Source organism: Sporomusa sp. (genome assembly GCF_035561255.1).
GTDB lineage: Bacteria > Bacillota > Negativicutes > Sporomusales > Sporomusaceae > Sporomusa.
Genome location: NZ_DATMXX010000063.1, coordinates 20,504 through 31,517, shown reverse-complemented (window position 1 = coordinate 31,517; position 11,014 = coordinate 20,504). Strand labels below are relative to the sequence as shown.

Sequence of the window (11,014 nt, the reverse complement as noted above, 5' to 3'; positions counted from 1 at the left end):
TACTCCGTTCGACTTGCATGTGTTAGGCACGCCGCCAGCGTTCGTCCTGAGCCAGGATCAAACTCTCCAATAAATTTTCGCAGTCACTAGGACTACTTATATTGAAGCCGTTTATCGGCTCATCATCAATCAAATCTTGTTTGTTGCTTGTGCTGCAAGCAGCACATCGCACATCTGGCTTTTTTATGATGCATTACTTTACATTGTTCAGTTTTCAGGGAACGTTGTTTTGTTGCGGTTTTGTTAACCGGCAGAACATCATAATAGCATTTTCATTTATTTATGTCAACATTAATTTCTTACCAATTATTACCGCCGCTCATTAGCGACTTTTATAGATTACCATGGACTTGTCATTATGTCAAGTTTATTTTATGAGTTATCTCTATTTCTATCTACAGGAGACCAAAATAAAATACCACTACCAGTCGGCAGCGGCATAGAAGAACTTTTATTTAAATAGACAACGCACCGGATTATTGGTATAGCATTACTAAAATATTAGAGCTTTATCACACCGGCACGCCGTCTAGTTAACTTTACAGGTTTAACTATACCACGCAAATATGACAAAAATATGACAATTACTCTTTTTGGTTTCTCAAGTCTATAATTCGCTTAGCTTTACCTTCCGAACGGGCTATAGTTCTCGGCTGTACTAATTTTACAGTAGCATCTATCGATAGTATTACTCGCAGCTTATGTCGGATCACATCCTGCAGACCTTCTAGTTTTCGAAAGTCTTCTAGTAAAGTTTCATCTGCCAGCTCAACCATAACCTCCATATCATCCAGGTAGCCTCTCTTGCGAACAATGATGTTATAATGAGGGCCAATTTCCCGGATACCTACTAGTACACTCTCAATCTGCGAAGGAAAAACGTTTACCCCACGGATTTTAAGCATATCATCAGTACGTCCCTGAACCTTTGTCATACGTACTAACGTCCTGCCACATTTACAAGGTTCCGGATTAAGACTGGTGATATCACGGGTCCGGTACCGCAGCAACGGAAATCCTTCCTTAGTCATAGTGGTAATAACCAACTCCCCCATTTCACCATAGGGTAACGGCGTGCCGGTCAGTGGATCAATAATCTCCGGATAAAAGTGGTCCTCATTAATATGCAACCCTGCCTTACACTCACATTCTCCTGATACGCCAGGACCGATTAATTCGCTCATACCATAGTTTTCGACGGCACTGATGCCCCAGATACGTTCTATAACCTGCCGCATTTCTTCGGAACAACCTTCGGCCCCAAACAAACCTAACCGAACATTAAGCGACCGGGTATCTATATCCATGCTATGGGCAGTTTCTGCAAGATAGAGGGAATACGACGGTGTACTTACCAATATTGTAGTGCCAAAATCCTGCATCATCATAATCTGCCGTTCTGTATTTCCGGTGGAAGCCGGTACGATAGTGGCGCCAAGCCGTTCCAATCCATAATGTAGCCCGAACGCTCCGGTGAAGAGTCCATAGCCAAAAGCTACCTGAGCTACATCATCTTCCCTCGCACCGGCGGCGACAGCCAATCGGGTTACCATGTCGGCCCATAATTCGATATCCTGTTTGGTATAACCAACCACAGTTGGTTTCCCGGTAGTACCGGAAGAGGCATGTAAACGCACAATTTTTTTCAGGGATGAGCTAAATAAGCCATATGGGTAATTATTGCGGATATCGTCTTTAGTAGTAAAGGGGAGCAAACTCACATCTTGCAAAGAGCGAATATGGTTTAATCCTACTCGTGCATTATCTAATGCCTGGCGGTAAAAAGGAACATTCTCGTAAACTCGTTGTACTACGTGCCGTAACCTGGTTAGCTGTAACGCTGCCATCTTGCTTCGATCCAGGCACTCGGCTTCAGTGTCCCATATCATAACCTCTAACCTTCTCTCAATATATTTATCGGCCTTCAGTCACAGCCTGAGATACAGGCTGCGTTAATAAACTGACAGCAACAAGAACAAAAGCACTAATTGGCAAGGTGATAACAAGTGGATCGATATATGTCCAGGGGGCAATTGCCAGGGTATTCACCCCGAACAGGTTGAAACATACACCAAAAATAGTGGCTTCTTTCTCATGCACAAACAGCACCAGACAAAGGTAAATTACTGATGCGATGACCATGCTTGAGATGGCGCCGGCGGGGGTAATTTTGGGCCAATATAGCGCAGCCGTATACATAGGCAGAAACGCCGAGGTACACAGCCCGAAAAACAATGCCGTAGCTACGGCGATCACGCCGAACGGCAGCTTTAGTGCCAAAGCAATGGTGAGAACAAAGCCAAACAGCGTACCAAGCCGTGCTAACAGGAGAGTTCGCTTATCACTTCGTCCCTGCTTGGGGTTTAAGTCGTACGAAATGGATGTGGAGATAATATGAAACTGCCCGCTTAAGGTCGACATGGCAGCTGATAGCAACGTAAATAGAAATAAATATTTTAGCCATTCCGGCATAGCCTGCGTAATAAATAATGGAATGATCTTATCGACATTCGGCGCCACTCCTCCGACTGCGGTTGCAGCCAAGGCCAGTGTACCACCATGCTCCATAAAATACACATTAGATAATGCCCCGACAGTAAATGCCACACCGGTCATAAACAAAATGAATATAGATCCGATGCTTAAACCCTTATATATATCCTGGGAACTGGCTACCGTCATAAAGCGGACAGCTAACTGCGGCTGGGCCAAGACCCCAATACCAACACCAAGAATCAAAGTAGAAATAACAAACCACCATATCTCTGACCCAAAAGCAGGCATAGCCGTCCAGCCTAGATGTCCTTTAGCGGCAAGACCGGCAGGAACGAGCTGTTTTAAAGCTTCCAATTTGCTATGAGCGGGAGTGACACCACCTAGCGCAGAATAGGTTAGAATAACTAATGCCGCCATACCGGCAAACATGATGACCCCCTGCATGGCATCTGTATAAATAACCCCGCGCAATCCCCCAAAGAAGACATAAGCAAGTACGATGAGTGCAAATATTGTCAAAGCTGATGTATAACTCATATTTAGGGCTTCTTCCATATAACGGGCTCCACCAATCATGACTGCAGCTGCATACAGCGGCATAGTCAGACTGATCACCCCTGCAGAAAACTTCCTAATAAATGGCGAATCGAAACGGGCGCCCAAGAACTCGGGAAATGTTTTTACCTGTAGTTCGTACGCTATCTGACGGGTTCTGACGCCAAAGAAAACAAAAGCAACAAAGATGCCTACGAATATATTAAATGCTGTCAACCATAACAAACTCATCCCATAGACACCAGCCGCCCCGCCAAAACCAACAATCGCCGACGTAGAAATAAAAGTAGAACCATACGCCAAAGCCATCAGTACCGGATGCACATTGCCCCCCGCAATCATATAGTCTTTTGCTGATTTGGTATGTCGATAGCCAAGATAGCCAAGCAATACCGTTATCCCCAAATATACTACAAGCATGATATAGAGTAACTGATTATCCATAAAATTCTCTCCTCTATTATTTAATCTGCCTTTTTACCTTTCCAAACCGCATATATAATGCAAAGAGCAGTAGAACCCAGACAAGTTCCATAAGCTAGGGCAATCCATGGATCAGTAAGTCCAAACATGTGTAATCACCTCCTGTAAAAAAAGTAAACTCCCGCCCCTTATTAAATAAGGGACGGGAGTTCTATTCCCGCGATACCACCCTTGTAGAGCCGTTAAGCTGACGCTAATCGACTCCTCCTCTGCAGAGTACGGGTAAACAATGGTTTACCGAGACCCCCTTCCTGATAACGGCGGAAGTTCCGACCACACCTACCAAATTCAGAAACTAACTATATAGTTAGCTGAACTCTTCAGCTAGCAACTCCGAGGTGTACTTCACGATTCAACCCCAGACCGGGCTCACACCTGCCGCCGGCTCTCTGCGCTGCAATTGAATGCTACTTCTCCTCTTCACGGTCTTTAGGATAGTTATATTTAATTGTAATTGTTTGTTGTGTCTTTTGTATTTTTAAAACACCCTTGTTACTTTGAGTTTAATATAACAGTACACCTGTCTTTTGTCAAGCTTATTTTCCTAGAGAATCCCATTTTTATAGGCACCTATCTTCTGTTCATGTTGCCTGACCGCTCTGCCGATTCTTCAATACCCAGAAAGTAATCTAAGCTGTATTTGCCAGGTCCAATAAAGGCCGCGCCGAAAAAACTTAAACCATCTTCTAAAGATTGCGAGGCTTTCTGCAACCCCTTACCATCTATCATCTGGCTCGTAAATGCAACCATCATATTGCTAAATAGCAGGAAACAAGCCGGACGATAAAATAGACCAATTGCAAACAATAGACCGCCGCCAAACTCGGCGAAACTAGCCATAAAGCCCCAGAAACCAGGCGCAAACTCAATGCCGAAAGTACCCATAGCCCCGCCAAGACCAGACCATTTTTCAGGGCCGCCGATAATTTTAGGCCAACCATGCCACATAAACATACCACCTAAACCCAGACGGAAAAGAAGGATAGCCATATCTCGATACCTGGAAAGCATCTGTGCAAATGACCGCAAAAATTGTTTCATCAAATCACTTCTCCTTTAGTTTCTGACCCTACTATAAAGTGTACCTCGTTCTTACCAAAAATATATTAACATGAACCCATTCCCTAAAGCTACCAAAAAGTTGACAGGCTTCTGAGACGATAATATACTTAAATTTGTAAATGTTCTAATAATAGGGGGGGTAGCTATGAAAACAGTATTTCTTAACGCAGCTAAACTTAACTTTGACAACAAATTGGATTTCTCTCAATTAGCCAAACTCACTACAGTCACAAAATATGATGCCAGCAGCGACAAAGAAATTCTAGACAGGGTTAAAGAGCAAAACATTATTATTACCAAGGAGTTACCGGTAGGCAAAGAGTTGATTGCTCAGTTCCCTCCTTCTGTTAAGCTCATATGTGAAGCCGGAACTGGCTATAACAACATTGATATCGCCGCTGCCAAAGAAAAGAACATTACGGTTTGCAATGTTCCCGGCTACAGTACTGAGGCAGTTGCTCAGTTAGCAATCACTTTTATATTAAGTCTCAGTGCTTCGTTAACCAAACAACAGATTATGCTCAAACAGAAAAATCACGACAACTTTACCAAACACCTTACGGTACCCCATGTCGAGATTCAGAATAAAACACTTGGTATTATTGGTTCAGGCAGTATTGGGCAGCAGGTCATAAAAATTGCCCTGGCACTGGGGATGAATATCCTCGTATTCAACAGAACGACAAAAGCATGGAACGATCCAAGAATACAATCTGTTTCACTCAAAGAATTGATTACCCGGAGTGATTTTGTATCCCTTCATTGCCCCCTTACCACTGATACAAAGCATCTAATAAATAAAGATAATTTAAACATGATGAAACCGTCCGCGTTTATTATAAATACCTCAAGAGGGGCTCTTATCAAAGAAAAAGATTTGATCGAGGCGTTACAGGCAGGAATCATCGCTGGTGCTGCCCTGGACGTTCAGGACCCTGAACCGCCGGAACTGGATAACCCCTTATTTGCGATGGATAACGTAATCCTCACCCCACATATCGGGTGGAAACCGCTAGAAGCCAGACAGCGGCTTATCAATATGATGGCCGACAATATCGAAGCCTTTCTTCAGGAAAAACCAATTAATGTTGTTAGTTAATAGGTGCACGGGGTTGGTCTAAGGCAAATTAGGCCGGCCCTCAGTTGTAAATATCTAAATATTCTAATTATTAATGCCGGGCAAAAAAGCCAACTGCCTATCCCCGGTTTTCTGCAAGACAAAAATGCAATTCTAGGTTACAATATATTCAATGGGAATAATTACCACTTCTGTCACTTTGGTCTTACTGTTAATGAGGGAGGCAATGATGACAAAAATAAGTAACGTGAAATTACAAAACCTGATTGATGCGCCTTTTTTACAAGAATTTCAGGACAATTTCGCCTTAAGTGTAGGCGTGGCCAGTTTGATAGAGGATAATCAAGGACAAGCGATAACTTGTCCCAGCTGCTTTTCCACGTTTTGTAAAGAAATTATCCGAAGTAGCCCGCTTGGACTAAAGCGTTGTTTGGCTGACGACATGCGCGGAGCAGATATGGCACTGCAAACTGCCAAGCCTGCAGTATACCAATGCCATGCAGGCTTAATTGATTTCGCAGCCCCTATCATCCTTAACGGCCAAGTACTTGGCACAATATTTGGCGGCCAGGTTTTAACTAAAGCACCAAGTGAGGCTTCTTGTCATAAAGTAGCAAGCGAATTGGGTGTTGATGTAAACAAATACATAGCTGCCATAAAAGAAATCCCTGTAGTGGCCACAGAAAAGGTCCATGCTGCTGCGAAAGTCCTTTTTTCGGTTGCTAACACTTTATCAAAAAACGCCTACCAAACATTGAAGCTGAAAGAGAATAACCGCGAAATAGTTTTGTCCTATAACCGGCTTGAGAATATATTTAACACCATGTCAGATGGAGTTTTAATTATTGATAATAATGGCATTGTCAAACAAGTTAATGTGATTGCGGAAGAGATCTTTGACAGACCTGGCGGTGAGCTTCTAAATAAGTCGGTGAAAGAACTTATGGGCAGCGAGACTCCGTTTATAGAGAATATTTATAAACAACAGGCTGCTTACACTGATTTTGAGATTTTTATTGATGCCAGCTTAGGCCGTTTACACTGTCTGTCCTCCGGCAGACCTATCGTCGATGATGAGGGTGAGCTATCAGGTGGTGTTATCATCCTCCGCCCCATGAAAATAGTTCATAATCTGGTTAACCGCCTAAGTGGCGCCCAGGCGACCTTCCGGTTTGGTAATATTATCGGCCAGTGCCCTGCGATACAAAAAACGGTTCAACTGGCCACTCAGGCTGCTGCAGGGGTATCCAACGTACTCATAGAGGGAGAAAGCGGTACTGGAAAAGAGGTTTTTGCGCAAGCAATCCACAATCAGAGTTCACGACGCAAAGGACCTTTTGTCGCAGTCAACTGCGGCGCAATCCCCAGAGAGCTGATGATAAGTGAGCTGTTTGGTTATACAGAAGGGGCTTTTACCGGGGCCCGCCGCGGGGGAAGACCCGGGAAATTTGAGTTTGCTTCCGGGGGGACGATTTTTCTTGATGAAATTGGCGACACGCCGCTCGAACTGCAGGTAGCTTTACTTAGGGTAATCCAGGAACGAAAGATTACACGTATGGGTGACAATAAAGTCATTCCCGTTGATTTAAGAATTATCTGCGCCACCAACAAAAACCTGGCCCACGAAGTTGATAAAGGTAACTTTCGTCAAGACCTGTATTACCGGTTAAATGTTATCTCCCTGAAGATTCCGCCGCTACGCGAACGTCAGGAAGATATCCCGGTAATATTCAGATACATGCTCAATACTATGGGCCGCGAATGGGGCAAAACCATAAGAAAAGTTGATCCTGCGGTAATTACGCTTCTGCAACAATATCAGTGGCCAGGAAACATTCGGGAATTACAGAATATTGTGGAAAGGGTTATTAGTATCGCCGAAGAGGATACAATTAAGCCCGAGCATTTACCTGAACATATTATAACTCCTGCAGGATTACCGGTCACTTCTCTAACTTCACTGTCAAGAAATGATGCTATCTGCGCGCGGGAAATGATTAAGCAAAATCTAAATGAAAAAGAGCGCCGGCAGATCGTCGATTTCTTGCTCAATGCAAGTGGCAATATCAGTCATGCCGCTAAACAAATGGGGATTGCCCGCAGTACTCTGTATCGAAAAATGCGCCAATATAATTTATCCAACTGAAAACAGCCGCCACAATAAACTTTCAGGCTAAAGTGCTTTGCATCGATTAGCACCTCACTTTGGTGTACCTGAATTGCCTTAATGCAAAACTAATAGGCCAAGGATGAAGTTTCCTGTTAACTTACATCCTTGGCCTTATTTTAGTCTACCAGAATTTATAATAAACTCTGTTGACATAAGAACGACTAAGACTTCTGCCGGCGTCCTGAGGGACTTGGCACAAGCCAAGTCTTTTCTTATCTTAAAACGGTTTTACAATAACCTTGATATTTTGTTCTTTGCGATTTACTAACTCCTCAAAACCCTTCTCGACAATGTCGTCAAGGCTTATCTTACCGGTAATCAACGGCTCAACGTCAATCCTGCCATCAGACACAAGCTGAATCGCCGGCGCAAACTCACCGTAATAGGCCAAAGAGCCCACAACTCCTCTTTCTGTAAAAGACAAAGCATTGAAATTCAACGCAGAGGCTTTTTCAAAGATACCCACAATAACCACCTTACCTGCTGAACGGGCCAGTTCTATGGCAATAGGGGCCGTTTTATCGCTGCCCACACACTCAAATACTACATCTGCGCCCCCGTTGGTAAGTTCCCTCACCTTGGCAATCACATCGACCTCTGTAGGGTCTAAAACAGCTGTGGCACCTGCCTTTAAGGCGTATTCCTTCCTTGCCTTGGCGACCTCTACCGTATATACCTTACTGGCCCCGGCCGCCCTTGCGCACATGAGGGTAGCAAGACCGATTGTCCCCGCCCCCATAATTACTGCAGTATCCCCCTGAACCAGAGGTGCACGCCGTACGGCATGCATCCCTACCGCCAACGGCTCAATGAGTGCGGCAACCTCATAGGACATGTCATCTGGAATCTTGTATATTGTGTAGGCCGGTACATTTACATACTCTGCAAAAGCCCCGTCAGTCATTAACCCGGTGAAGGCCAGTTTCTCACACAGACTGTAGCGCTTCTCCTGGCAGCGCGGGCATTCCCAGCACACCTGACAGGCGTCAGGCGCAACCCGGTCGCCAATTGTTACGTTTGTTACCCCAGGTCCAACCTCTACTACATCACCGGAAAACTCATGACCGAGAATGATAGGGGCCGTACTGCCGGTTAGGGCATGTGGCTTATCTACAGGAATAAAAATTGGACCGGCCAGGTATTCATGTAGGTCTGAGCCACAAATTCCACACCACTGTACCTTTACCTTGACCCAGCCTGCTTGCGGGCTCGGCGGCTCAGGAACATCCATAACCCGCACGTCTTTTTTACCATACCATACCGCTGCTTTCATTCAAACTCCCCCTTATAATAAAGGATTCTACATCCTCACAGTTTCTACTGTCGCAAAAAACGTGCCAGTATCGAGCCTTGCCTTGAGTCAGAAATCCCCTATCGTTAACTCAATATTTATATAATTATTAAGATTCGGAACATTAGTTTGTTGCATTCTGTTCCATAATTATCCATAAATGTAGCCCTGCCGATCATTTGCGCTACAAAAAAAATCCCCGGCATTATGCCGGGATATGAACCGTTATTCTAAGCAATACCATTTAATGCTTCATCGCTATAATTCGCGAGCCTTTGCAAAATTCGTAAAATCAGGTCATTTTTTAACCTAGTCTGATTTTCAAAACTGCCTTGATAAGCTTTTTGCTCTTTGCCAAGGTCATAGCAGGTACTGTTGTCAACATTAACGAGTATACCTGGTAATCCAATTCGCTCGAAATCCCTGGCATGCTTAACCCAAAAAGATTCACAGCAAGCTCCTATAAAAACCCTACAGCCATTCTTCTTTAAATTTTCCAGCTTTTCCTCAAGCATTTCGTAATTTTGGATGGTAATCGTCGCCAAGCCGTATTGGTCTGCCAGGTTGTAAGCATCGCTAATGTCACATTTTCCGCACCGTCCGCAGCCCTCTATATAACGAAATTTGCAGCCTATATCTTTGGCGCAGTAAGGAACAAGCAAAGGCGTTACCGGTTGCTCAAAAATGTCTTTTGCTATACAATCACCAACGATAGTGATCTCGTTTAGCTCTTCGGGATAGGCGCCCCAGTCAAGAAAGCGTAGCTTTTCGGCAGCCCTAATTATTGTTTGACTAAAATGGTCTGGTAATAATCCCGGTACATAGCCTTGGTGTTTGCGGAAACAATCATTCACTGTTTTTCTTATTAAAGCAGGGTTAGCCATAATGCCACATAAACCAGCCTCTAGTTCTTGAACTAATTCAAGGGGATAAGCATAAAAGTCTCCAGCTATGGATACAGCGTCAATCTGTTGTTGATGAGCATCCATAGCTATAGAAACTGTAACTACAGCCTGTTCCTTTGAGGTATCCCGAAGTTGGTAATGCCCTGGATTGATGACTTCAGCTTGACCGGAAACCCATTCTTGCGAAGAAGTCTCACTATATGCCGTCTGATAATAGTTGTCTTCGATGTCTTTAAGTCTCCCCGGAGTAGCAGCAGCATGAAAAACCTCGCAAAAGCCTTCAACGATCGCCCCCTTAACGCTAGCCAGTGTGGGAGGTTCACTGAGCACCCCTTTAAGACTGGTAAATTTCTTGCTGAACAAATCAATCTCTTTGTTTTTTAGCTTTTCCGTAGGAATACGCAAGGCATACAGCATTCTCTCAATAGTAACATCATTAATGCGAACACAGCCTTGATAAAGAACTGCGTTCCCGTGCCGGGTGCCACCAAGCCAACAGAGTTCACGTCCTGCCACTTCTACGGTACCAGGGTGTTTATATTGGGCATTTACCCCAAGTAGATTAAGACCCCGGGTGATAGCAGCACCAAGCTGCATCGTCAATGTTTCCAGCTGTTCACCTGTAGCCAAGCCTGCACGATACACCACAGTCTCCCAGCCAAGGGTGGATTCATCGCAATAAACAGTATTGCCGCCTGACAACCTGCGATTAACCTCAATCCCCTGCTCGTAACAGAAGCTTAGCCTGACCTCCTGTTCGGCTATTTGATGGTAACCAAGCAAAACACAGTCAGAATTAAACTGAAAGAAACGTAGCGTGTCGGGAATTAATTGTTTGTTGCAGGCCATTAACAAAGCCTTAGCCAATGCCACATTTTGAGCGCCCGTTCGGGATCCAGTGTCTAATACGCGCACTGGTCTCATCTTTTACCTCCCTCCAAAAACGAATGTCCCGGCTACGCCGTTCGAAGCCG

Annotated in this window: 8 protein-coding genes, 1 rRNA gene and 1 other annotated feature; of the genes, 2 read left to right on the top strand and 7 right to left on the bottom strand. The window is 44.4% G+C overall.

Annotated features, from left to right (window positions below; genetic code table 11):
• From VN379_RS03460 to VN379_RS03445, 5 genes are all read right to left on the bottom strand, one after another.
• Positions 1–73, bottom strand: a 16S ribosomal RNA gene (locus VN379_RS03460); the annotation flags it as partial.
• 511 nt (positions 74–584) lie between these two features.
• Entirely contained in the window at positions 585–1,889 is a 1,305-nt protein-coding gene (locus VN379_RS03455; RefSeq protein ID WP_325530824.1) for a phenylacetate--CoA ligase, read from the bottom strand.
• 25 nt (positions 1,890–1,914) lie between these two features.
• Entirely contained in the window at positions 1,915–3,495 is a 1,581-nt protein-coding gene (locus VN379_RS03450; RefSeq protein ID WP_325530822.1) for a sodium:solute symporter family protein, read from the bottom strand.
• Positions 3,496–3,515: 20 nt separating this feature from the next.
• A complete protein-coding gene (locus tag VN379_RS25075) occupies positions 3,516–3,623 on the bottom strand; it encodes a symporter small accessory protein (RefSeq protein WP_414714951.1) in 108 nt (35 codons plus the stop codon).
• A 46-nt stretch (positions 3,624–3,669) separates the two neighbouring features.
• Positions 3,670–3,967, bottom strand: a binding site (T-box leader).
• Between the two features lie 137 nt (positions 3,968–4,104).
• The gene (locus VN379_RS03445; RefSeq protein WP_325530820.1) at positions 4,105–4,575 is read right to left on the bottom strand and encodes a DoxX family protein; all 471 of its coding nucleotides are present in this window, start codon (positions 4,573–4,575) and stop codon (positions 4,105–4,107) included.
• Positions 4,576–4,741: 166 nt separating this feature from the next.
• Between VN379_RS03445 and VN379_RS03440 the strand changes: the two genes are divergently transcribed.
• Positions 4,742–5,695, top strand: coding sequence for an NAD(P)-dependent oxidoreductase (locus VN379_RS03440; protein ID WP_325530818.1), 954 nt, complete (start codon positions 4,742–4,744; stop codon positions 5,693–5,695).
• A gap of 205 nt (positions 5,696–5,900) precedes the next feature.
• The gene (locus tag VN379_RS03435; protein WP_325530816.1) at positions 5,901–7,820 is read left to right on the top strand and encodes a sigma 54-interacting transcriptional regulator; all 1,920 of its coding nucleotides are present in this window, start codon (positions 5,901–5,903) and stop codon (positions 7,818–7,820) included.
• Positions 7,821–8,061: 241 nt separating this feature from the next.
• Here the strand turns inward: VN379_RS03435 and VN379_RS03430 are convergent, their stop codons facing one another.
• Together VN379_RS03430 and VN379_RS03425 are read right to left on the bottom strand one after the other, a co-directional pair.
• Positions 8,062–9,117, bottom strand: a complete 1,056-nt coding sequence (locus VN379_RS03430) for a 2,3-butanediol dehydrogenase (RefSeq protein WP_325530814.1) — start codon at positions 9,115–9,117, stop codon at positions 8,062–8,064.
• A 248-nt stretch (positions 9,118–9,365) separates the two neighbouring features.
• A complete protein-coding gene (locus VN379_RS03425) occupies positions 9,366–10,964 on the bottom strand; it encodes a lipoyl protein ligase domain-containing protein (RefSeq protein ID WP_325530812.1) in 1,599 nt (532 codons plus the stop codon).
• Positions 10,965–11,014 lie beyond the last annotated feature (50 nt).

Excerpts from the sequence above, each read along its gene's own strand:
- VN379_RS03455 (WP_325530824.1), bottom strand. The coding sequence starts at position 1,889 with ATGATATGGGACACTGAAGCCGAGTGCCTGGATCGAAGCAAGATGGCA.
- VN379_RS03450 (WP_325530822.1), bottom strand. The coding sequence starts at position 3,495 with ATGGATAATCAGTTACTCTATATCATGCTTGTAGTATATTTGGGGATA.
- VN379_RS25075 (WP_414714951.1), bottom strand. The coding sequence starts at position 3,623 with ATGTTTGGACTTACTGATCCATGGATTGCCCTAGCTTATGGAACTTGT.
- VN379_RS03445 (WP_325530820.1), bottom strand. The coding sequence starts at position 4,575 with ATGAAACAATTTTTGCGGTCATTTGCACAGATGCTTTCCAGGTATCGA.
- VN379_RS03440 (WP_325530818.1), top strand. The coding sequence starts at position 4,742 with ATGAAAACAGTATTTCTTAACGCAGCTAAACTTAACTTTGACAACAAA.
- VN379_RS03435 (WP_325530816.1), top strand. The coding sequence starts at position 5,901 with ATGATGACAAAAATAAGTAACGTGAAATTACAAAACCTGATTGATGCG.
- VN379_RS03430 (WP_325530814.1), bottom strand. The coding sequence starts at position 9,117 with ATGAAAGCAGCGGTATGGTATGGTAAAAAAGACGTGCGGGTTATGGAT.
- VN379_RS03425 (WP_325530812.1), bottom strand. The coding sequence starts at position 10,964 with ATGAGACCAGTGCGCGTATTAGACACTGGATCCCGAACGGGCGCTCAA.